General features: G+C 33.2%; 25 protein-coding genes. 19 read left to right on the top strand and 6 right to left on the bottom strand.

The annotated features are described in order from the left end of the window. The first annotated feature begins 12 nt into the window (after window positions 1-12). A complete protein-coding gene (locus tag AC6CH4_RS10135) occupies window positions 13-918 on the top strand; it encodes a carbohydrate kinase family protein (protein ID WP_498102572.1) in 906 nt (301 codons plus the stop codon). A 121-nt stretch (window positions 919-1,039) separates the two neighbouring features. Here the strand turns inward: AC6CH4_RS10135 and AC6CH4_RS10130 are convergent, their stop codons facing one another. Continuing rightward, a complete protein-coding gene (locus AC6CH4_RS10130; protein WP_498102969.1) occupies window positions 1,040-1,201 on the bottom strand; it encodes a pirin-like C-terminal cupin domain-containing protein in 162 nt (53 codons plus the stop codon). A gap of 98 nt (window positions 1,202-1,299) precedes the next feature. Here AC6CH4_RS10130 and AC6CH4_RS10125 point away from each other — a divergent pair, with 98 nt between their 5' ends. Continuing rightward, on the top strand, window positions 1,300-2,127 hold the full coding sequence (locus tag AC6CH4_RS10125; protein WP_498102570.1) for a helix-turn-helix domain-containing protein: 828 nt from the start codon (window positions 1,300-1,302) through the stop codon (window positions 2,125-2,127). A 5-nt stretch (window positions 2,128-2,132) separates the two neighbouring features. On the opposite strand, the gene AC6CH4_RS10120 is transcribed toward AC6CH4_RS10125, so the two are convergent. Continuing rightward, the gene (locus tag AC6CH4_RS10120; protein ID WP_498102568.1) at window positions 2,133-2,537 is read right to left on the bottom strand and encodes a winged helix-turn-helix transcriptional regulator; all 405 of its coding nucleotides are present in this window, start codon (window positions 2,535-2,537) and stop codon (window positions 2,133-2,135) included. A 122-nt stretch (window positions 2,538-2,659) separates the two neighbouring features. Here AC6CH4_RS10120 and AC6CH4_RS10115 point away from each other — a divergent pair, with 122 nt between their 5' ends. The 4 genes from AC6CH4_RS10115 (at window position 2,660) to AC6CH4_RS10100 (ending at window position 5,285) form a co-directional block, all read left to right on the top strand. Further along, window positions 2,660-3,100 carry a nuclear transport factor 2 family protein gene (locus AC6CH4_RS10115; protein ID WP_498102566.1) on the top strand — a complete coding sequence of 147 codons (441 nt, stop codon included), beginning with the start codon at window positions 2,660-2,662 and terminating at the stop codon, window positions 3,098-3,100. Between the two features lie 94 nt (window positions 3,101-3,194). Next, the gene (locus tag AC6CH4_RS10110; protein ID WP_498102564.1) at window positions 3,195-3,755 is read left to right on the top strand and encodes a sugar O-acetyltransferase; all 561 of its coding nucleotides are present in this window, start codon (window positions 3,195-3,197) and stop codon (window positions 3,753-3,755) included. Window positions 3,756-3,765: 10 nt separating this feature from the next. After that, window positions 3,766-4,809 carry an alpha/beta hydrolase gene (locus AC6CH4_RS10105; protein ID WP_498102562.1) on the top strand — a complete coding sequence of 348 codons (1,044 nt, stop codon included), beginning with the start codon at window positions 3,766-3,768 and terminating at the stop codon, window positions 4,807-4,809. Between the two features lie 8 nt (window positions 4,810-4,817). Beyond that, window positions 4,818-5,285 carry a cyclophilin-like fold protein gene (locus AC6CH4_RS10100; protein ID WP_498102560.1) on the top strand — a complete coding sequence of 156 codons (468 nt, stop codon included), beginning with the start codon at window positions 4,818-4,820 and terminating at the stop codon, window positions 5,283-5,285. A 59-nt stretch (window positions 5,286-5,344) separates the two neighbouring features. Here AC6CH4_RS10100 and AC6CH4_RS10095 read toward each other — a convergent pair whose 3' ends face one another. The 4 genes from AC6CH4_RS10095 to AC6CH4_RS10080 form a co-directional block, all read right to left on the bottom strand. After that, entirely contained in the window at window positions 5,345-5,806 is a 462-nt protein-coding gene (locus AC6CH4_RS10095) for a Crp/Fnr family transcriptional regulator (protein WP_498102558.1), read from the bottom strand. A gap of 164 nt (window positions 5,807-5,970) precedes the next feature. Next, the gene (locus AC6CH4_RS10090; protein ID WP_498102556.1) at window positions 5,971-6,360 is read right to left on the bottom strand and encodes a nuclear transport factor 2 family protein; all 390 of its coding nucleotides are present in this window, start codon (window positions 6,358-6,360) and stop codon (window positions 5,971-5,973) included. A gap of 65 nt (window positions 6,361-6,425) precedes the next feature. Further along, the gene (locus AC6CH4_RS10085; RefSeq protein ID WP_498102554.1) at window positions 6,426-7,265 is read right to left on the bottom strand and encodes an MBL fold metallo-hydrolase; all 840 of its coding nucleotides are present in this window, start codon (window positions 7,263-7,265) and stop codon (window positions 6,426-6,428) included. 135 nt (window positions 7,266-7,400) lie between these two features. Next, window positions 7,401-7,982 carry a Crp/Fnr family transcriptional regulator gene (locus AC6CH4_RS10080; protein ID WP_498102552.1) on the bottom strand — a complete coding sequence of 194 codons (582 nt, stop codon included), beginning with the start codon at window positions 7,980-7,982 and terminating at the stop codon, window positions 7,401-7,403. An 832-nt stretch (window positions 7,983-8,814) separates the two neighbouring features. Between AC6CH4_RS10080 and AC6CH4_RS10075 the strand changes: the two genes are divergently transcribed. The 13 genes from AC6CH4_RS10075 (at window position 8,815) to AC6CH4_RS10015 (ending at window position 23,438) form a co-directional block, all read left to right on the top strand. Next, window positions 8,815-9,006, top strand: coding sequence for a cold-shock protein (locus tag AC6CH4_RS10075; RefSeq protein ID WP_056194237.1), 192 nt, complete (start codon window positions 8,815-8,817; stop codon window positions 9,004-9,006). Window positions 9,007-9,214: 208 nt separating this feature from the next. Continuing rightward, window positions 9,215-9,805, top strand: a complete 591-nt coding sequence (locus AC6CH4_RS10070) for a TetR/AcrR family transcriptional regulator (protein ID WP_498102550.1) — start codon at window positions 9,215-9,217, stop codon at window positions 9,803-9,805. Window positions 9,806-9,905: 100 nt separating this feature from the next. Beyond that, complete coding sequence (locus tag AC6CH4_RS10065; RefSeq protein WP_498102548.1) at window positions 9,906-10,673, top strand: SDR family oxidoreductase; 768 nt, start codon at window positions 9,906-9,908, stop codon at window positions 10,671-10,673. 23 nt (window positions 10,674-10,696) lie between these two features. Then, on the top strand, window positions 10,697-11,698 hold the full coding sequence (locus tag AC6CH4_RS10060) for an NADP-dependent oxidoreductase (protein WP_498102546.1): 1,002 nt from the start codon (window positions 10,697-10,699) through the stop codon (window positions 11,696-11,698). Window positions 11,699-12,249: 551 nt separating this feature from the next. After that, entirely contained in the window at window positions 12,250-12,771 is a 522-nt protein-coding gene (locus AC6CH4_RS10055; RefSeq protein WP_498102544.1) for an RNA polymerase sigma factor, read from the top strand. 268 nt (window positions 12,772-13,039) lie between these two features. Further along, window positions 13,040-13,885: a FecR family protein gene (locus tag AC6CH4_RS10050; protein WP_498102542.1), complete on the top strand. Its 846-nt coding sequence runs from the start codon at window positions 13,040-13,042 to the stop codon at window positions 13,883-13,885. A 101-nt stretch (window positions 13,886-13,986) separates the two neighbouring features. After that, window positions 13,987-16,599 carry a TonB-dependent receptor gene (locus AC6CH4_RS10045; RefSeq protein WP_498102540.1) on the top strand — a complete coding sequence of 871 codons (2,613 nt, stop codon included), beginning with the start codon at window positions 13,987-13,989 and terminating at the stop codon, window positions 16,597-16,599. Between the two features lie 5 nt (window positions 16,600-16,604). Continuing rightward, the gene (locus AC6CH4_RS10040; protein ID WP_498102538.1) at window positions 16,605-17,447 is read left to right on the top strand and encodes a DUF4249 domain-containing protein; all 843 of its coding nucleotides are present in this window, start codon (window positions 16,605-16,607) and stop codon (window positions 17,445-17,447) included. 247 nt (window positions 17,448-17,694) lie between these two features. Further along, entirely contained in the window at window positions 17,695-18,516 is an 822-nt protein-coding gene (locus AC6CH4_RS10035; protein WP_498102536.1) for a phospholipase A, read from the top strand. A 117-nt stretch (window positions 18,517-18,633) separates the two neighbouring features. Continuing rightward, window positions 18,634-19,737, top strand: a complete 1,104-nt coding sequence (locus tag AC6CH4_RS10030) for a fatty acid desaturase family protein (RefSeq protein WP_498102534.1) — start codon at window positions 18,634-18,636, stop codon at window positions 19,735-19,737. A 257-nt stretch (window positions 19,738-19,994) separates the two neighbouring features. Continuing rightward, window positions 19,995-20,696 carry an outer membrane beta-barrel protein gene (locus AC6CH4_RS10025; protein WP_498102532.1) on the top strand — a complete coding sequence of 234 codons (702 nt, stop codon included), beginning with the start codon at window positions 19,995-19,997 and terminating at the stop codon, window positions 20,694-20,696. A 14-nt stretch (window positions 20,697-20,710) separates the two neighbouring features. Further along, window positions 20,711-21,442, top strand: a complete 732-nt coding sequence (locus tag AC6CH4_RS10020; protein WP_498102530.1) for an outer membrane beta-barrel protein — start codon at window positions 20,711-20,713, stop codon at window positions 21,440-21,442. Between the two features lie 31 nt (window positions 21,443-21,473). Then, complete coding sequence (locus AC6CH4_RS10015; RefSeq protein ID WP_498102528.1) at window positions 21,474-23,438, top strand: T9SS type A sorting domain-containing protein; 1,965 nt, start codon at window positions 21,474-21,476, stop codon at window positions 23,436-23,438. Window positions 23,439-23,517: the final 79 nt, after the last annotated feature.

Below are 23,517 nucleotides of genomic sequence, written 5' to 3'. Positions count from 1 at the left end.
AATAATTTTAGAATGAATAACGGAAAAAACCTTAAGGCAGTGGCCTATGGAGAGGTGCTTTGGGACGTTTTTGCCAATGAAAAAAAGATTGGCGGAGCACCGCTAAATGTAGCTTTGCGTATGAAAACATTAGGCTGTGATGTGGCCATGATTAGCTGTGTAGGAAATGATGAAGATGGCAAAGCGATTATCGATCAGGTAAAAAGTTTGGGACTTGAAACGAGCGCTATTATGCAAACCGAAAATTTTGCAACCGGATTAGTAAACGTGACGCTGAATGAACGTGGTTCTGCAAGTTATGAAATCAATTATCCATCGGCTTGGGATAAAATTGTATTGAACGATTTTGCAAAAAAAGTAGTTGCTGATGCTGATGTTTTAATTTACGGAAGTTTAGTTTGCAGGGATGAGGTATCAAGGCAATCTTTGGAAGAATTGTTGCAAACACAGGCTTATAAGGTTTTTGATGTTAATTTAAGAAAGCCTCATTATTCATATGAAATTCTGGAACAATTAATGCATTCGGCCAATTTTATAAAATTCAATGATGAGGAATTATTAGAAATTAGTGCAGCCATGCAGTCGCCATTTACGGGTTTGGAAGAAAATATGCACTTCATTGCAGAAAAAACCAAAGTAACCGCGATGTGTGTAACTAAAGGTAAGCACGGAGCTTTGTTAATGTGGGAAGGGAAAATTTATGAAAATGGTGGTTATCCTGTTGAAGTTGCCGATACAGTAGGAGCAGGCGACTCGTTTTTAGCAGCTCTAATAACATCCTTGCTAACTGGTAAATCTCCACAAACTGCTATTGACTTTGCTTGTGCAGTAGGAGCTTTAGTGGCAGGAGCACCAGGCGCCAATCCCGAGATTTCGTATTCTAAAATTGAAAATATGATCGTTAAGGTAAAATTATAACATTTTAAATTTTAAAAGAAATCCACTTGAATTTGAAATGCCTCCAAAACTTATTTGGAGGCATTTTTTTATTGGACCAAAAGTCACCAGTAATACTTATTTATTGCCAATTCAGAATTTTTTAATGCTGTTGTTTTTTATTTAACAGATTAATTTTATCATATTTTCCGGCGTAAAAATCCTGATAAGCCTGAACTATTTCTTCCTGACTGTTCATTACAAATGGACCTTCTGCTACAACAGGTTCTATATATTCTTCGCCACCAAATAACAGAATATCGATTGCAATTTGAGCCTCACAGAAAGATAAAATGAACCTTAGAGCAAAGAAAATTAGAAAGATAGATTTTACTTTTGTACATTAGTAAAACAACAATAAAGATGGACTTACAACAAGAAGATAAATTAAAAACATTAAGTTATTCAGGAATATTTCTTTCCTGCTTTGCTGATTATAGCGAAAAGTGTATTCACGCTACGCCTGAACACGTTTTGGTTTATTTGTATTCCGGCGAACAGATTATAGAAGACAGAAACAAAAAAATAAAATTGCAGGTAGGAGATTGTGCTTTTATTCGAAGAGACCATCGCTTGAAAATGTACAAAAACAGCAAAGGTGAAGATTTATACAAAGGTATTTCGTTAACGTTTAAGCGTAATGTATTACGTGATTTTTACAGCAAAATGAACAAATCTGAAATTCCTGCAGCTATAAAAATTTCTGATAAAACGGTCTTCAAGTTAGAACCAGGTCCTGCAATAGAAAGTTTATTTCAATCGCTCACCCCTTATTTTGATAGCAACATACAACCAACAGAAGGTGTCGCACATTTGAAATTATTGGAAGGAATTTACGCTTTACTGAATAGCAACGAAGAACTTTATCCCATACTTTTTGATTTTGCAGAACCTTGGAAAATTGACCTTTTGGAATTCCTCAATGCTAACTATATGGAAGAACTTTCGATGGAACAAATCGCTTCGTTTACCGGACGAAGTTTAGCAACTTTCAAAAGAGATTTCAAAAAAATTAGCAGCCTCACACCTCAAAAATGGCTGATAAAAAAGCGCTTGGAAATGGCTTACATAAAATTAAAAGAAGAAAACAAAAAAATACAAGATGTTTATACGGAAGTTGGTTTTAAAAACCCTTCTCATTTTTCAACCGCATTTAAAAAACAATACGGAATTCCACCAACAGAAGTTTAGGTATTTTACTTTTTATCATTTTTTAATTTTCCAGTAGACTGTTCGGTTTTAATTTTTTCGCGATGTTGCATTCCCCATTTTGTCATTGCTCCCACAACTTCTTCTAACGTATGGCTATAGGGTAGAAGTTCATATTGTATGCTTACCGGATAGCCATTTTCTACTTTTTTGATGATAAAACCATTCATTTCCAGTTCTTTTAATTCACTTGAAAGAACTCGTGCGGAAATTCCTGTGACCTGCCTTTGAATTTCTGTAAATCGTTTATTTCCTCTTGCCATCGCAATGATAATCATCAGTTTCCATTTACCGCCAATGGCATATAATGCATCTGAAACTGCCATTAAAACTTTATGACATTCTTCTGTAAATTCTTTGTTATCTGTTTGATTTTCTTGAGTTTTATCCATCACTATGTTGTTTGTTACTTGCTAACCTTTAGGTAATGACTAATAAATAGTAAGCAAATATAATATAATTTTGACTTGTAATAATTACACAAAGTGAATTTTAAATTTAATTAAAGAACAAAATGATGACACTGGAAATTTTAAAAACAAAAGAAGAACTTAGAAACTTAATTGACGATTATGCTTATTTAAGTGATGACAAAAAAATTGCTGAAGTGATGGATCTATTCACACCGGATGTTACTTACAAAGTTTATATGGGTGGTGCTTTGGTAGCCGATGTTTCCGGAAGGGAAAATATGGAAAAGGATTTCAACCATCATGCATCTCTGGTAAAAACCTATTTTACATTGAACGGTCAGCATACCGTAAATATCAACAACGAAGCTGCTGTAGGAATTTCTTTCACTCAAATCAAAATGATCAGAGAAGTTGAAGGAAAAGATATTTTGACTGATTACAGTGTAAAATATGATGATAATTATTTGTTTCAAAATGGGAAATGGTTCATCAAAGACCGCGTGGCTCATTTTCTGATTATCGAAGCAAGACCTATTTCTTAATTTTATTGAGCTTCTCAGAAAGATTCTTTGAGCCTCGCAGTAAAGCCACTGCGAGGCTTTGTCTTTAATTTTGCATTATAAATCTTAATAGACAATGCAAACAACAACGATATTTGAGCGATTAAAAAAAGGAGAAATTATCTCGCCTACCGATAAAGATGCCTATAAAATGCGTGAAGCTTCCTTTACTACAAAGAAATTATTGACTGAGATGAATAATTCATCAAACCTTGCTGAAATCAGAAATTTTTTAAGCCAAATTACTGATTCTGAAATCGACGAAAGCGTAACTGTATTCACTCCATTGCATATTAATTACGGAAAGCATACTAAAATTGGCAAAAATGTATTCATCAACTTTGATTGCGTTTTTCTTGATTTAGGAGGAATTACCATAGAAGACAATGTATTGATAGCGCCGAAAGTAAGTTTGCTAACCGAAGGACATCCAATCGAAATAGAAGACCGGCATTCTTTAATTCCAAAACCAATTCACATTAAAAAAAATGCATGGATTGGTGCAAATGCAACCATTTTGCAAGGTGTCACTATTGGCGAAAATGCTATCGTGGCATCGGGTTCGGTCGTTTCAAAAGATGTTCCTGACAATACCATCGTGGGCGGAATTCCTGCTAAAATTTTAAAAATAATTTAATTTAATAAAAATGAAAAAAACTTTGATAATCGCAATGATGCTTCTTTTAACAAGACAAGTATTTGCACAAGACAAAAAATCTAAATTAAAAAAAATGGAAACAACAGAACATTATACCTTTCAATTAAGTGATAAAGTAACCCGTCAAAAAGTAACATTCAAAAACCGATACGGCATCACACTTTCGGGCGATCTCTATCTTCCAAAAAATGCAAGAACTGAAAAATTACCGGCATTAGCAATCGGCGGACCTTTTGGAGCAGTGAAACAACAATCATCAGGATTATATGCCAATCAAATGGCAGAAAGAGGTTTTGCTGTTGTGGCGTTTGACCCGTCTTACACAGGCGAAAGTGGTGGCGAACCAAGAAATGTAGCTTCGCCAGAAATCAATACCGAAGATTTTAGTGCTGCAGTTGACTTTTTAGGATTGCAGAAAAACGTTGACAGAAGCAAAATAGGTATCATCGGAATTTGTGGTTTTGGCGGTTTTGCTTTAAATGCAACTGCCATTGATAAGCGGGTGAAAGCTGTTGCTACGACAAGTTTGTATGATATGACCAGAGTAATGTCAAAAGGTTACAACGATGTTGTCACGCCAGAACAACGTACCAAAACCCTGGAAAGTTTGGGTCAGCAACGCTGGAAAGACGCTGAAAAAGGAAAACCGGCAGACGGTCCAAGAAATTTACCTGAAACATTGAAAGGTGACGAACCACAATTTATAAAAGAATATTTTGATTATTACAGAACACCACGTGGCTTTCATCCCAATTCTGTAAACTCAAACGGAGCATGGTTAATTACCAACCCAATATCATTTATGAATATGCCAATACTAGCTTATGTAAAAGAAATTTCGCCAAGACCAATGCTTTTAATCGCAGGAGAAAATGCGCACTCACGATATTTTAGTGAAGACATTTTTAAAGTAGCAAATGAACCAAAAGAATTAATAATAATCCCAAATACTGTACATGTAGATTTGTATGACAAAGTGGATGTTATTCCTTTTAATAAATTAGATGTTTTCTTTAAAGAATACTTGAAATAGTAATAGATATGAAACTTTCATTTTTAATTTTCTTGACTTTTATTTCAGTTATTAGCAGCAGCGGATCGTCGTGTAGTAAAGACGAAGATAATAATAGCAACATAGTAAATAACAACACAATGACAAACGGTAAAATTAAAATAACGGTCAATTCACAAACCTTTACCGCTTCGCTTTTTGACAATAACTCGGCAAAAGCATTTAAAGAAATATTACCTCTGACAATTCATATGACTGAATTGAATGGAAATGAAAAATATTATGATTTACCTAAAAGTATTTCAACAAACGCTTCTAATCCCGGAACTATAAATAATGGTGACTTAATGTTGTATGGTTCAAAAATTTTGGTATTGTTTTACAAAACTTTTTCAACATCTTACAGTTACACAAAATTAGGAAAGGTAGATGATGTAACAGGTTTAACATCGGCACTAGGTTCAGGAAATACGACAGTAACTTTTGAATTGGAATAACAAATAAAAATCGTTGATACTCATCAACGGTTTTTTTATATACTTAAACTAAAAAGAAGTTATTTTATCCCTTGTTTTCTAATTCGGCTCAATGTTTCTTTGGTAATTCCTAAATAAGAAGCGATAAGATGCTGTGGAAAACGTTGAATAAATTGCGGATGATGAGCTGCAAACTCTTCATAACGTTTTTCTGCAGCATTACTGATAGTAGAGCTTAATCTGCGTTGGTTGGCAATGGCATTTCTTTCATCCATTAAACGTATCATTTGTGATATGGAAGGTATTTTGTCCATCAAATCGATCATTTCAGCTCTTGTAATAATGAGAAGTTCAGTATCTTCCCAGGTATCAATATTGTATTTTGATGGAGTAAGTATCGTTGCGCTTTCACGATCGTTTGCCCAATAATTTTCAACGAATAAATGTACTATATGTTCTGTACCTTTATCATCAACACTGTATTGGCGCATAGCTCCTTTTACAATAAAACCAGCATATTTACATACATCGCCTTCTTGCAAAAGTATTGTTTTTTTCGTAGCTTTTTTGGTTTAAAGGTCGCAACAATTAAGGCTTACTCTTCAGTTGTAAGCGGTAAATTTGCATATTGGCTGATATAAGCTATTAATTTTTAGTGCATTAGTTGCTGATTCATTAAAACAATGCAAGGTATAAAAAAAGGGCTTTATTTCACAGCATCATTTACAGTCTGGCTATCTACAAACTGTTCAAAACTGATAATTTTGCTGTCTTTTAATTTCCAAACATGAGCCACTCTGGCGGTGAATGATTTGCCTGTAATTTTATAGGTTCCCGTGTAAGTTCCGTAAGCAACGACTTTATTATCGCTGGCAACGTAATCTTCCGGAGTAAATTTATAATCTATCCATTCACTTCCCAATCGACTAAAGACATTTTTGGTTATATTTTCTAAACCAATGTAAGTTCCTGCGTAGGGAAAGCCTTTTGCTTCTGTCCACGAAATAGCTTTGGCAACATGTTTAGCGAGATTTTGACCATTTTCTTCCGAAGTTTTTCCTTCGTAAGTGCTTTTAACTATTTCAAGATTTGTCATTATGTTTTTATTTAAAGAACAGCCTGACAAGGCTAAAAGTGCTATCAGGCTGTAAAGAATAGATTTTACCATTTCATTTCTCCAGTATTTACTTTTGCACCAATCATTAAGGCAGTTTCAAAAGTAAGTGTTGGATATTTTGTTTTCAAAGCTGTAATTAAGGCTTCTGATGTTTTATTGGCTTTTAACGCTTCTTCATAGAATTGAATGTAACTTTTGGTATGATTTACGGCAGCTATATCAAATGGAGAATTGGAATTGGCGTGAGCCGGAATTACAATTTCAGGTTTCAAAGCCGAGATTTTATCTAAAACGGTAATCCAGTTTTTACGGGCTTCAGTAGTTTGAGCATCAGCCATCCAAAGATGAAAAGTAGTTCCAAAAATATTGATTCCGCCCACAACTGCTTTGATAGAAGGAATCCATACAAAAGTCTTAGTCGGAAATTCTTCCAAACCGATGATTTCTAATTTCTGACCTTCCAATTCAATGCTGTTTCCCTTTAAAACCTGTGGCAAAATAACGTTTGATGTAATGTTTTTGCCTAATCTTTCGCCCCAAACTTCCAGTTTCTTTTGAGCTGTAGCTTTAATATGTTCTACTGTTGCAAGAGAAGCATAAGCAGTAACTTCAGGAAAATATTTTTTGAATACTTCCAGTCCGAAATAAAAATCAGGATCGCCGTGAGAAACAAAAATGGAGGTCAGTTTTTTACCACTTGCTTTAATTTCCTGCGCTACTTTTTCGGCATCTGCCAAAGTAAATTGTGCGTCAATCAAAACTGCATCTGTTTTTCCGGATACAATTACTGATGCTACACCAAAACTATTTTCAGATGCGTTGTAAACTTCTAGTTTTAAATTATTGGCTTCAATAGTTTTAAAACTCTGTGCTTGTGATTCCATATTAAATAAGATTAAAATTATTGAAGATACTGTTGAGATATTGTTCTTCATTTGTTGTGTTAAATTAACACTGCAAAGATCAAACGATATGTGATCTCAAAACATTAAACTAGTTTAATAAATAAAAGGAAAGTCTTATTTTTTGGCAGCAATTTTCTTTCGAATATTACTCAAAAAAACATTGGTAATTCCCAAATAGGCAGCTATTTGAATATTAGAAAGTCGTTGGATAAGCTGTGGATATTTTTCTATAAATTCGATATAACGGGAATCTGCTGTTTTACTCAAATTATCAATCATTCTTCGTTGAAGGGCAACGTGCGTTTTTTGTGTCATTACCCGAAATAACTTTTCAATTTTAGGCAAATTAGCATAGGCAAACTCCTTATTATTTTTAGAAATTAAAAGCACTTCGCTGTCTTCAAGCGCTTCTATGAAAAGTTGTGAAGGAGTTTCGGTAGTAAAACTGTCAATATCAGTAATCCACCAATTTTCAATAGCAAAATAAAGTATTTGTTCAAAACCGTTTTTGTCAATATGATAAACCCGAAAAAGCCCTTTGGTAACAAAACCTTCAAATTTGCAAATCTCACCTTCTCTGAGTAGAAAGCTCTTTTTTGGGATTAACTTTTGTTCAAATAAATTGCAAAACTCTTCTGTTTCATTTTCTGAAAGAGAAATATGTTGAGCGATATTTTGTTTTAAAAGTGCTTTCATATAACAATATACAAAAAGGCTGTTAAAGTGTTTTTTTAGCTTTGCTAAGGTACATAAATATGCATTGACACTGACAAAGGATAATTATAATGAATTTTGTAGTTTTTACATAAAATTTATATTTTTTAAACATGCTTTACTGATTTAATCGTTAAAGCAATCAGCTAAAAGCTTTAAATCTTCTAACGAAAGGTTCGAATTTTGGACTATTAGACTTAAAATGGAAAACCCGCCAGATACAGTTATGTAAATGACGGGCCGTCCATAAACATAATCTTCCATTTTATGTTTACTTAAAATCTTTGTTAATGCAATAATGCGTTATATTATCTTAGCATGTAAGATTTTTATTAAAATTTTGAAAAAGCGGTTGTAATATACCTAAATTATTGCCAAAAATGGTGTTCTAATAGCACCAGAAGTGATTTAGAGTAAATAAGTTTCAACTTGAAATATTCAAAGATGAATTTTAATCAATAGATATTTTTATATTTTTTGATGCTCGCAATTATATAATTTCCATCTTTAATTTTCATCGGAAAGTTAAAAAATATAAATTTATTGATAAATGAGAAGAGAAAGTTTTATAGGAAGATAAATTGTATTCTCTTGATTATGAGTCTATTTTTATTAGTATGCTCAAGGCTTTTATCATATTAGTTGTATATAAAAAGGTAGCAGAACGTCTATTTTTCAATATATTAGGGTGCATATTTCTACAATAAGTTAAAAAAGAATAGGATCATACTTAAAAATATTTGAATATAAGTTATTCTTTTTCAGTGTTATAATGTTAAAAGTCTTACATTTGTGGATAATAAATAATTATAAGATGCAAGAAGGTACAGTAAAATTCTTTAATGAAGAAAAAGGTTTTGGGTTTATAACACCAAAGAATGGCGGAAGTGAAATCTTTGTTCACGTTTCGGGTCTATCAGAAAATATTCGTGAGAACGATGAAGTACGTTACGACGTGGCAGAAGGAAAAAAAGGTCCTAATGCAGTAAATGTAGTTGTAGCTTAACATTCTACAAGAAAGAATATAAAGCACCTGCTATGGCAGGTGCTTTTTTTATATCACTAAATTATTCTTAATTTTAATTTGTGGATAGTAAAACACTTTTATATCACTCACCAAAACATGAAATTAAGAACAAAATTAAATTATTTTAAATTTTAATGTTATTAAAATATACTTTTTAGTATATTTGCAATCTAATTTTGAAACTATAATGCTCACAAAAGCAGAAAAAACAAAACAATTCATTCTTGAAACTGCAGTGCCTCTTTATAATGAAAAAGGTATTTCCGGAGTGAGTATAGATGATGTTCTCGAAGCAACAAAGCTTACAAAAGGATGCCTTTATGGCCACTTTGAAGGTAAAGATGATTTGTCTGAACAAGTTATTGATTTAGCGCTTAAAATGGTTTCGGATAAAATTAGGGCAGAAGTCTACAAAGGAAAAACGATTAAAGGTAAAATATTTGCCTTTTTAGATTTTTATAAAAATCCTTTTGAAACATATATTTCTGGTGGATGTCCGATATTCAATACAGCTGTACAAGCGGATGATAATTATCCTATTATAAAGGGAAAAGTAGCAAAAGTGTTTAAAATTGGTCAGCAAGAATTGACCGCTTTGCTTCAGCATGGAATTGATAATGGTGAATTTTCCAAGACTCTCGATCCTGTAGTTTTTGCTTTTAAATTGGTAGCTTCAGTTGAGGGGGGCATTGTAATGTGTAGAGTGATGGATACAGCAAAGCCTATGCAAGGCCTTATTAAAAGTTTAAAAACGGAATTGGAACAATACAGAATATAGCTTTTTTTTCCGATAAAATAAACTTTTTGGTATATTTTAAAATAAACTAAAAAGTCTAAAAAAAATTAAAAAGCAAAACAATTTTTTAAATAAAACAGCAATGAATATTAAAGGTAAAACGATATTAATTACCGGAGGTGGTTCTGGTATTGGTTTAGAATCGGCGAGACAGTTTTTAGCTGAAGACGCAAATGTAATTATCACCGGTAGAAATCAGACCAAATTAGATGAAGCTAAAAGATTGTTTCCATCATTAACGGTTATAAAAAGTGATGTTGAAAATCCCGAAGATTCAAAAGTACTTTTTGACAAAGTGGTTTCCTTAGGCGGAATTGATATTTTGTACAATAATGCAGGCGTTGGAAGCCCGGCGCTTAATCTCGGAATTGCAAATGAACAAATTCTGAAGAATGCGATTTATGAAATGAATATCAATTATTTTGGTGTTATAAGACTGAATACTCTTTTTATAGACATGCTAAAATCAAGAACAGAAAGTGCCATAATAAATACAACATCTATTTTGAGTTTGGTACCAGCTTTAGAAGAACCAACTTATTCAGCAACAAAAACAGCTTTAAGTTTTTATACAAGAACACTTAGAAAAAATTTAGAGATACTAGGCAGCAATGTAAAAGTATTTGAACTGCTTCCGCCTGTTGTAGCAACAGAGATGACGGCTCAAAGAAATGACAAGAAAATGACTCCCGGGCAATTAGTGAAAGCACTTATTTCAGGAATCAAAAAAGATCAGTTTACGATTCGGGTAGGAGATGCAAAATTATTATATTTTGTAAGCAGATTTTCCCCAAAACTAGCTTTCAATTTGGTAAATCCTAAAAAGATATATGCCGGCTTAAAACAGTAATAAGAACTTTAAAAAGATATAAAATGAAAGCATTCACAATTAATAAGTATAGTAAAAATGAGAGTTTACAGCTTGCTGAAATACCTGACCCAGAAGTAAAAGATAATGATGTTCTGGTTGAGGTTCATGCCGCCGGAGTAAATCTTTTAGACTCAAAAATAAAAACGGGAGAATTTAAACTCATTTTACCGTATAAGCTTCCATTAATTTTAGGACATGATGTAGCCGGAGTAATTACAAAGATTGGAAAAAATGTAAAAAAGTTTAAAGTTGGCGATGAAGTTTATGCCCGGCCAGCAGATCATCGGATAGGTACATTTGCCGAATTTATTTCAATAGATGAAAGAGATGTTGCGCTTAAACCCAAAAACATTTCAATGGAAGAGGCGGCTTCTATCCCCTTGGTTGCATTAACGGCCTGGCAGGTTTTGGTTGAAAGGGCACAAATCAAAAAAGGGCAAAAAGTATTTATTCAGGCAGGTTCAGGAGGGGTAGGAACAATTGCAATTCAGTTAGCCAAACATTTGGGTGCAACAGTTGCTACAACTGCAAGTGCCAAAAGTTTCGATTTACTTAATGAACTTGGTGCAGATCTTATTATTGATTATAAGAATAGCGATTTCGAAAACAGGTTGAGTAATTATGATGCTGTATTAAATAGTCAGGATCAAAAAACACTTGAAAAATCATTGAAAATACTAAAATCCGGTGGGAAACTTATTTCGATTTCCGGGCCACCAACACCAGATTTTGCTAAAGAAATTAAAGCGCCATGGTTTATAAAGATAATTCTTTCTCTAATAAGTCTCGGGATTCGTAAAAAGGCAAAAAATAAAAATGTTGACTATTCTTTTTTATTTATGAAAGCGAATGGAGAACAATTAAGCAGCATTACAACACTTATTGAATCTGGAATAATTAAACCGGTTATAGATAAAATTTTCCCGTTCGATAAAACAAGTGAAGCATTGATTTACGTAGAAAGTGGACGTGCCAAAGGGAAAGTTGTTATTAAAATAAAATAAATAATCTTTTAGAGATTGATCATCATTTTCAATTTAAAATGAGCATCTAATTTACAAATAGTTATAAATGAAATTTTTTTAATTTCGTTCATTGTGGCCCTATGTGTAATTTTAACGAAAATCAATTATGATTTAAATTTGGGAATGGGATTTAACTGATTTAAACCAAAAACCGAATGCTTGTTTTGAATTGGAAGTGTATGATTAAATATTTCGAATTTATATCATCTATATTCAGAGCAAAAGCCCTCAGTTTGAGTGGCTTTTTTTATGTCAAAATTAATTTTATGGGTTAATTCTGTAGAAGGAGTATTCCAATTTCTAATCGGGAGGAAGAAAATTCTAATCCTCTGTGTTCAAGCCAAAATCGACCTGTTTGGACAAAGTTAATATTAAGATTACAAATTTTTAAAATTATATTTTTCAGTTAGATAATTTTAGCATAAAAATTTCAGTTCTTTGCAGTCAAAGTTTATTAAGGCAATCTTCAGCTATCGCTTATAATACAATATTATTCTGAGCATTGAGTTAAGACTAATGACTATATTAGGATGGACAATAAAAAGTTTATATTAAGTTTAAAAAAAGGTAACGAGGCTTCTTTCAAGGAAGTTTACCTGAATTACTATGATAAACTAATAAACATTGCCAGACGATTTAATTTTACAGTTCTTACTCCGCAGGATTTTGTCCAGGAAACTTTTTTAAGATTATACAATAAAAGAGAATTACTTAATGAAGATGTTTTATTTGATAAACAATTGTTTACAATATGCAAGAACATCATTATCAACCACGTTAATCGCGAAAATAAGATAATTCAACTTGATCCTTTACAATTCGAAATGGAACAAGAGGATTCTGATACAGGAATTTTTGAAGAAAGAAAAGAAAAATTATATACTTTCATAAATCTGCTTCCTGAGCAGCAGCAAAAAATATTTACTTTACATAAACTGGAAAACCTTAGCTATAAGGAGATTGCAGAAATTACGGATCTTTCTGAAAAGACCATTGCCAATCATATTTATCTCGCCAGTAAATTTATTCGAAAAAAAGTCGAAGACCATTAGGAACTTTTGTGTTCTCGTTTGTTATAGATATAAACAGAACATAAAAATGCATATTGAGACGTATAAAACAAATGTTAGAACTAAGAAAGACGCAAGCTTAATTGTGGTTCACTTACAGTTCATTATTTCCGATTGTATTATATATTTTGATTTCAAAAATCGTCAAAGAATTCTAAGAATCGAAACCAACAGAGATATTAAGGACATGGTTTATGGTGTTTTTAATAAACAGGGATTTTATTGTCAAAAACTTTAATACTCAAAAGACATGGACGAAAAGAAATTAGAAGAAGAATTAAAAAAAATCTGGGATGAAACTCCCATTTCACATACAGATGATATGAAAGAGGCTTCATGGGATGATTTTCATTCTAAAGCCTTTCCTCCAAAGAAACAGAAATTTAGAGTTTGGCGTTACGCGGCAGCGGCGGCAGTTTTAATTTTTGTGCTTATTGGAACCGGGATTTATTTTAATAGAGGTCCGGTAGTGCAAAATAGTGAACTTGCTTCAAATGTAATTGAAAATACAACTTCAAAAATAAAAACGGTTTTCTTACCGGATAGTTCGAAGGTAGAATTAGGTCCGAATTCCCGAATTAGGTATGCTAATAATTTTGAAACTAACAGGAAAATTGAAATTGAAGGAGAAGGCTATTTTAAAGTAAAAAAAGATAAAAAACATCCTTTTGAAGTTTCCTGCAATGAAACTACAACTACCGTTTTAGGAACTTCTTTTACAGTAAAAGGCAATGAACAAAGTGAAGTAAGTGTATCACTTTATGAAGGAAGCGTTCAGATGAGCATAAAAAATCAGGATAAAAAATGGATTTTGGTACCAGGTGAGACCTTTACTTATGGAAAAAATAATGCAGCCTTAGTAACCGAATTTAACAGATATACTGATTTTGACAACGCTAAATTAATCGATGTTAGTACCTATATTAAGGAGAATTATGGTTATAAAATGACGCTTCCGCAGGAATATTATAACCAGAAAATTACAGTCCGAATCAATAAAAAAGAAGATTTAAAAATAATTGCGCAATTAATATCAGAAATGTATAACCTAAACTTTGAAATAAATGAAGAATTAAAAGAAGTTACTTTTCAATAGAAAAGAAAAGGATGTCCTAGCCGCGAAACTAAACATCCTTCCTCATCGTCAGGATAGTATAAAACTATCCCATTTAATAATATTCAAAAATACGAAATTTCATGAAGCATATAATTTCAGCATGCTTTTTTTTATTCAGTTGTAGTATGTTTTCTCAAAACATTACGATAACTGTTGATAATACTGTAACGCTAAAAGAATTATTTAAACAAATTGAGAATCAGACAGATTTTAAATTCGCCTTTACAGACCAGATCGATACAAGTCAAAAGTATTTTACTAAAAAAAAGACTTATAACCGTATCGAAATAAAAGAACTTGTTAGCGAACTAAACAAAAGCACTCCAGTTCAGTTTTCAATCGTAGGCAGTAATATTTTTGTTAGACAAAAATCCACAAAAGCGCCTAAAAGAAAAATTAAACTGATGGGGCAGGTTTTTGATGACAGCAGGCAGCCTGTTATTGGTGCTAATATTTTCATAAAAGAGCTTTCTACCGACGCAACTACAGATAGTGAGGGAAAGTTTTCTATTGAGTTAAATAAAGGTAACTATACTGTCCAGATTAGTTATGTTGGCTTAAAAGATAAAGAAGCACAAATTACGGTTTCTGATGATGCAAGAATAAATTTTACCATGGACGCAGACAGCCAGGAACTAGAGCAGGTTATCATAACCAGTAACAAAGCTGTTGATGTGAGAAATACCCAAATGAGTGTTAATAAGCTTACTATGGAAGAAATAAAAAAGATTCCGGCCGCTATGGGTGAGCCGGATCCTTTAAAATCGTTATTGACATTGCCAGGAGTTACAAATGCCGGAGAAGCTTCGTCTGGTTTTAACGTTCGCGGAGGTGCTGCCGATCAGAATTTGATTCTTTTAGACGGTGCTCCAGTATATGGTGATTCTCACATGTTTGGATTTTTCTCAATTTTTAATGCAGATATTATAAACGGATTAGATTTATACAAAGGAGGAATTCCGTCAAAATATGGTGGACGAGTTTCTTCCGTTCTTGATGTAACCCAGCAAACCGGAGACTTTGAAGATTATAAAGTAAACGGTGGTATTGGTTTAATATCAAGCCGACTTTTAGTACAGGGGCCTATCGAGAAAGGTAAAGGTTCCTTTATTGTTGCAGGACGTACTTCTTATGCCCATTTATTTTTAAAACTTAATGATAATAGTAATTCAGCAAAGTTTTATGATATCAATACGAAACTTAATTATCGTTTCAATGCCAATAACTCGATTGCTTTTTCGGGATATTTTGGGAATGATGTTTTTGATATAGATAACCGTTTTACCAGCACCTTTGGAAATACTATGGGAAACTTAAGCTGGAAGCATAAGTTTTCGGACAATTTAAATACCAATTTATCGGTTTTCTATAGCGATTACAGATTTAATCTTGGTTTGCCGACAGAATTTTTTAAATGGAACAATAACATTCAGACGTATGGACTTAAGTATACCTGGAATCAGACTTTATCAGAGAAGTTAAAATTGAATTACGGAATCGACGGTCAATATTACAGCTTCAATCCGGGAACGGTAAAACCTACCACTTCAGAATCGCAGTTTAATTACAAACAGCTGGACAAAAAATATGCTTTTGAATCTTCTGTTTATTTAGATTTTGAACATCAGATTACGGAGAAACTGAATCTTAGATACGGACTTCGTTATAGTATGTTTTATCGTTTAGGAGGAGAGGAAATCAGTACGTATGAAAATGGACAGGCTGTTGTTTATAATCCGTTATATAATATTTATGAAGAAGGGACCCCAACCGGAAGCATCTCTTATAAAAGCGGAGAAACAATCAATAAATTTGATAATCTGGAACCGCGTGCAGCATTGTCATACGCTTTTAACGACGATACTTCTGTAAAAGCAAGTTATAACAGAATGGCACAATACATTCATATGTTATCAAATACCCAGTCTCCATTACCCATGACAATCTGGACGCCAAGCGGACCTTTTACAAAACCTCAGATACTGGACCAGTATGCCGTAGGATATTTTAAGAACTTAAGAGACAAAGATTATTCTTTTGAAGGAGAATTGTTTTATAAGAAAATCCAAAACCGCATTGATTATATAGACGGAGCAGATATATTGGCGAATAATAATGTAGAGCAGGTTATTTTGAATGGTAAAGCCAGATCATACGGTATGGAATTATCGTTCAGAAAGAATGCCGGACGTTTCACAGGATGGGTTTCATATACTTTATCAAGAGCCGAGCAAAAAACGCCGGGAAGAACGCCTGAAGAACCGGGTATTGCAAATGGTGATTGGTATTTGTCAGGATATGATAAATTGCACAATTTGAGCATTGTAGGAAGTTATGAATACAATCCAAAATGGTCTTTCAATGCTAATTTTACCTTACAATCCGGTCAACCTGTTACTTATGCGAATGGCTATTATGAATTTGGAGGCATCAACATTCCTAATTTTTCTTTGAGAAATGAAAACAGATTACCACTTTTTCATCACTTGGATTTAGCAGCAACTTATACACCTAAGCCAGACAAAAAGAAAGGATGGCAAAGCTATTGGGTATTTAGCATCTATAATATCTACAATAGAAAAAATGCCGCTTCTATGACGTTTGCAACAAATGAGGACACGGGAGCGAATGAAACCAGAAGACTTTCAATTTTTGGAATAGTACCTGGTATTTCTTATAATTTTAAATTTTAATGAATATGCAAAGGATTAATAAGTATACTTTTAAAAGTAAAGCACTGGCTTTATTGAGTCTTATTTTCGTACTGTTTTTTTCATCTTGTGAAGATGTCGTACAACTTGATTTAGAAACAGGTCAAACAAAATTAGTTATCGACGCAGAAATTATTTGGCAAAAAGGAACAGCTGGCAATGAACAGGTAATAAAAGTGAGTAAAACGGCTCCCTATTACAATAACACTACACCAAAAGTTTCAGGAGCACAGGTAAAAATTGAAAATAGTAATGGAGATGTTTTTACTTTTAACGAAACAGAACCGGGGTCTTATGTATGTACTAATTTTGTTCCTGTTTTGAATATGGATTATACACTTTCTGTAGCTGCAGAAGGACAAACTTTCAGAGCAGTTGAAAAGCTGACAGCGGTAGCGCCAATTGACAGGGTAGAGCAGGAAACGGTTAAGGATGCAGTGGGAGACGAGTTTATTGAGATCGTATTTTATTATAAGGACCCTGCTGATCAGGTCAATTACTATCTGACAGATTTTAAAAGTAATTATCTGCTTTTTCCAGAATACGATCTTTCACGTGATGAATTCTTTAATGGAAATGAAATGGACACCCGATTCACAGACGATGATAAAATAAAACCGGGAATAACATATAATATTACACATCGTGGTATTTCTAAAAACTTTTATAATTACATGAATTTAATTTTAGAAATATACGGAGGAAGTCCGTTTTCTATTCCTCCGGGAAATATCAGAGGTAATATTGTAAATACAAGCGATTCTAATAATTTTGCCTTTGGTTATTTCAGGCTTTGCGAAGCTGATAAAGTTTCTTATGTGGTAAAATAAAAAAAATTAATTGAAGGTTGATTTGTAATTACATCTGGCATATAAATAATGTATGTCAGATGTATTTTTTTTATGAAAGTATTTAAACCGTGGAACGGAATTTTTCTGAGTTCTGTTATTAAAAAATAATAAATGCTAAGATTAATTTTATTGGGTTAACTCTAATTTTATTGAGTCAATATGATTTCTAATAATAACGTACATTAGTTTAAAAGCAAAAAAAGAAGCTACAACTTAAACTATAATAATGTACTTAAAATACCTATTCCTTTGTTTGATTCTGTTTTCATTCAAAGCAAATTCACAAATTTTAGAACCTAAAAAAAACTTTCGGGCAGCAGATTCACTTTTAAAAGAACCTAGTTTTTCTGTTCACAAAGACAATTATTTTCTAACGGGTGTTCCTCTTGATGAACCCATCGATCGGAACTCTGCCGACGTAAAATATCAGGTGAGTTTTAAACTCCGGTTAAAATCAAAACCATTATGGGGTGGTTTCTTTCCTTATTTAATGTACACTCAAAAAGCTTTTTGGGACATTTATGCAAACTCAAAACCATTTGCCGAAATTAATTTTAATCCCGGCGTTGCCGTTGTTCGTCCGTTTTATTTAAAAGGCGGAAGACTGACATATGCAACAATTTCTTTAGAACACGAATCAAACGGCAGGGATTCTATTTATTCCAGAACCTGGAACATGCTTGCTTTCTCATTAAAATCACAGATTTCTCCAAGATGGGTTGTCGGATTAAGGGGATGGATTCCACTTGTTGATAAGGAAGATAATCCTGAACTTACTAAATATGTAGGTTATGGCGAAGCAAGTGCAACGTATCAGATACAGCCAGGTAGATGGAGTGCCGATATTCTTTTCAGGAAAGGAAGCGGCCTTATCAATTACGGCTCTTTGCAGACACAGGTGAACTGGAGGCCTTATAAAAAAGAAAATTATTATCTGACACTTCAATGGTTTATAGGTTATACTGAAAGTTTGATTGATTATCAGGAGCACAAAAGTATGATACGGGTAGGATTTACGATTAAACCTGAAAATATGGGAATTTTTTAATTTTTTTAATTCTTAAAGCCAACTGTTTTTCTTTTTTCAATTTGTAACGATTTGATATAGTATGTTTTAACTTTTTTTTATTAAATTTGTTGTAAGAATTTCTAGCCAATAATCATTATGGAAAAATTAAATCGCCCGGTTTATCTTAAACCTGGTACTGATGATTTTTTTAAAAAGATTCGAAAGGAAGTAAATGAAACGGTTTTAAAAAAAACATCTCTGTATCGGTTTAATATAATTAAGTCTTTAGGACTAGTTGTATTTTTCTTTTTATTTTATTCTTGTATTTTGCTATTCGGAAACAGCACAGCTTTATTATTTCTCTTTTATATTTTGTGTGGTATTACCATGATCGTGCTTTTTATCAATGCATTTCATGATGCTGCGCACGGCGCATTGTTCAAAAAATCCAGGCATAACGAATGGTTTATGTATGTTTTGGAGCTTTTTGGAGGTAATCACTGGCTCTGGACACGTCGTCACATCAATCTTCATCATGCTTATCCAAACGTTCCTGATTGGGATATAGATATTAAACAAAGCGACATTATCAGAATTTTTCCAAACAGTCCTTTATTTAATTATCACAAATACCAACATATTTACATGTGGCTTATCTATCCGCTTTATAGCCTGAATTGGATTTATATTAGAGATTTTAAAGATTTTTTTGGGAAGAAAAATAACTATGTAAAAAAAGTAGTTGATAAAATTCCAACGATAGAAATTTATAAAATGTTTGCCGCTAAAATAATTAATTTGGTGTATCTGCTTTTTATTCCGATGTTTCTGTTAAACCAGCCCTGGTATGTAGTTTTATATGCCTGGCTCGCTATGCATATGTGTGGTAGTGCACTTGGTGTTGTGGCACTTGTATCTACACATGTTGATGAAGATGCGCACTTTCCGGGGACAGACGAAGAGGGAAATCTTTCGGCAACATGGGCAACGCATCAAATGATTGTAACTAAAGATTTCAGTACAGAGAGTAAATTGGCTAATTTTTTATACGGAGGTTTTACACATCATGTGGCGCATCATCTTTTTCCGGGAGTTGGACATACTTACTATCCTTATATTACGCCAATTATAAGACGCTATGCTAAAGAATATGATCTCCCTTATACTTCTTATCCTTTTTATCATGCCGTACGGTCGCACTTCAGAATGCTTAAGCAGAAAGGTGTACAGGAAAATATTTTAATGACTGGGGAGATATAAGGATATTTTATAAAGATTTCGATTAAAATCCACCGTGGTCAGAGTGGATTTTTTATTCCAAAGCATTAAGTTTATTTTAATCTGTCTACTCCTGAATCGAAATAAATTTGATTACAAATTAAGATTTTTTTTGTCAATTCTTTCGTTTTTTTTCTTCTTTTTAAGAATGTGTAATTTGTCCGATTATTTTGATTTTAATCAATTTTAGCCCAACAGTTTTCGGATATTAATACATATATTCGCAAAAAATTTTGTGGATGAAAGTAATATTACACGTATTAATATTTGGTTGCTTTTTTAACGTTGCACTTCATGGTCAAAATGAGACCAATATTACCTACGGTTTAAAGTTGGGAGGACTGTCTTCTAAAATTAGTAATTTGCCAGAGAGCATTAAGGGTCGCGATAACACTTTTGATAACAGTGCTATGGAAAGCAAAGGAGCCTACGGATTAGAAGGCGGATTTTTCATGAATTGCAAACTTTACGATACCCGTGTTGCTATTCAGCCTGAAATTTTATTCAGACAAGCGGGAGAAACCGTTAACTATCATGACACTACAGGAAAAGAATTTGAGTTAGGTCTGCACTATTCTTATCTGCAGCTTGGTGCTTTGTATAAAGTTTATCCTTATGAAGGCTTAAATTTAGGCTTTGGGGCATTCTACGGCATCAGTTTATCAGCTAATAACGTTACTTATAAATCCAATGAAGCAGACGGAATGTACGACGTTGCCACCAGACAGTTTTATATAGATGGTCTGGAGGGAAAAGACGATTTCGCTTTATGCTTTGCAGTTGGATATGAATTACACCAGAGTATTCACTTCGATTTGCGCTATTATTTAGGAGTAAAAGATGTGGTTAAAAGTAATTCTTCTTCCTTTCAGTTTATCGAAAATCAAAACAAAAGCAGTGTTATTTGTTTTTCGTTAGGCTACAGTTTTCATCAATGGTAATTTCAATAAAAAACATGAAAAAAATTATTTTACTTCTTTTATTAGTAAGTACAAAATCGCTATTTGCACAAGGTGACAGAGAGATAACTTATGGTCTTTTTGGTGGTGGAATTTATTCTAAAATGTCAAATCTGCCAGACGTGATAGTTCCAAAAGGAATTTATGAAGGTTACACTTTAAAAGAAGAGGGAAAGTTTGGCGGGACGGCAGGTCTTGTCATCAATTGGAAATACCCGTATGCAAAAGTAAGCATCCAGACAGAACTTTCCTATTCAGGCCAAAGTACCGATTTGAATTATGAAGATAATGAAGGGCTTAAATATAAAATGACTTTTGGTTATAGTTATATCAATGTTGGCGCACAATTTAAGTATTATCCTGCTGAAGGATTTTATATCGGAGCCGGTCCTTATGTTGGTTTTAATATAGCAAGCGATAATATCAAATATACCTCTAATGCCCAGGAAGTTTTTGGAAACTCAGGCACTTATTTTGAACCGGATGCCAATGTGCAAAAAGTGTTAAAAGAATCTTTGACAGGGAAAAATTATTTCTATGGAATGTTAGCTGCAGGATATGATTTTAATTCCAATTTAAGCATAGGAGCACGCTATACTTTAGGGCTTACAGATGCTTTGGCTACTGAAGAAAACGGTCACCGTTACAGCGAGAATAAAAACAAAATCAATAGTATTTCATTGATTATCGGTTATTCTTTTGACTTTGATGACTTAGCGAATTTCTAATAGTTGCTTATCCTTTAAAAACCTAGAAATTATGTGTAGAAAGATTTTTATAATAGCTTTTTTGGGAATTTTGATGGCAGGTAATTCCGTTTATTCTCAAAAGAAAGTTTTACCGGGATTAGTAGAAGAACCACAATTTTGGATAAAATCCAGAAATAGTGGTGACGCTTATTATTGGGAAAGCCTAACAAAAAAGGAAGCCAAAATATCAGGAAAAAAACACAACGGTGCAGCTTTTAATTTCAATCCAAGTATTGTTTTTGATACAACACAGGATTCTTTGATTTTGCCATTGGGATCAGAAAGTAAAAGAAAGCAGACTTTGTTTATGGTTTACAAAGTAAAAGATAGTTTGAAAGAGCAATTTTTATGGACTATAAACGATCCTCAAAAAACAATTTCGGTAGCAACGAATAAACGATTAGTCGATTTAAAAAAATACTCCTATCAATCGTATCAGGAAAAAATTAAACCCCATAAAGCCAATATTCATTTTTTTCAACAGAATGTTACTGATAGTGTTGCAAAGTTATCCTCATTAACGATTGGGCAAAAGTCTAAATTTGAAAAACTCCCGCCCGAAGAATTTAAAGGAAATATAAGTGAAATTCTGGTTTATAACCGAGTTTTATCCGGCCTTGAAACGCAAAAAGTAGCCAGTTATTTGGCGATAAAATACGGTATTTCGCTTTCGCAGTTTGATAGTAAAAACTACTTAAACAGCAAGGGACAAACGATTTGGGATATCAGTCAACATAAAGGATTCGAGTATTCCATTACCGGAATTGGCCGTGATGATGCGAGCGGATTATTGCAGCCCAAAAGCAGTAATATGATCGAAGAAGGACTTTTGACAATTGGCCTTAAAAGTAAATCAAATACAATTCCGGACAATTATTTTGCATTTTGGAGTGACAACGGAAAAAATCTTCTGATCAAAAAACAGGAGCAAGGAGAGCCAATTGGTATTGCAAGAGAATGGCAATTAGATTTTAGCAATCCAACCGACTTAAGTCTGGAATGGAGTTTTAATCCAAACTTTATTAAAAGTACTCTGCCACAAGATACTTATTACTGGCTATTGGTCGATTATTCAGGCAAAGGCACGTATGACGAAAAAGATTCGGAATACATTCGTCTGGCAAGCACATCCAGTAAAGAAAAATTGGTTTTGACAGATTTTAACTGGGACAAACAAAAAACAGGAAAAGCGAAATTCACAATCAAAGTAGCACCGGCAATGTTTAGCAGAGTCTGGATTACCGAAGCGACTTGCGGAGTAGCCGGATCTGGTGAGCTAAATTATACGATAGAAGGTGGTGAAGCTCCATTTACCGTTACTGTGAAAAAAGAAGGCAGCGAGGCTGTTGTAAAACAATGGAATCAGGCAGCAAAAAGTACTTCCGGACTAAAACTTTCTTCGGGAACTTATGATTATGTTGTTAGGGACGGAAAAGGAAATTTGTATAATGAAACCGTATTTGTAGCAGATAAACAAGGAACATTTCCGAACCTAAAACCTGATTATCTTTTAACGGAAGGGAATGCTTTAACACTTGATGCCAGTGTGGGTCTTCCGGCAGGGAATTATGAATATCAATGGTATTATGAAGGTGATTTTATTGACAATAATCCTAAGATATTAATTGATCAGCCGGGTACTTATGAATTAAGGTTACTCAACGATCTGGAATGTAAAACCGCGACGAAAATTGCAGTTGCAACAGATGGAAAAGAGATAACAGATTCGAGTATATTGATTCTATATCCAAATCCAACAATTGATGGCCGCTTTTCTATAGCTATGCAATTTCCAACAAAGACAAATGCAACTATTAGCATTTATTCGCCAACCGGAGCTCTTGTAAAACAAAAACAATTCACACAGATAGAAACGTATTTGTATGATGAGGTTATAAAAAGTGCTGCAGGCATATACCTGGTTACTGTGAATTCTGATTTTGGCACTAAAACTTTCAAAGTAATTGTGAAGTAATTGAGCTCTGTTTTACAGAACAAATTACAGATTGAGATTTAAAAATAAACCGATTGCCCCCATATTCGATTATCATACT

It is taken from the genome of Flavobacterium sp. GQ95, from assembly GCF_059758655.1.
The sequence above is the reverse complement of the archived record's forward strand: the minus strand, read 5'-3'. Positions and strand labels throughout refer to the sequence as shown.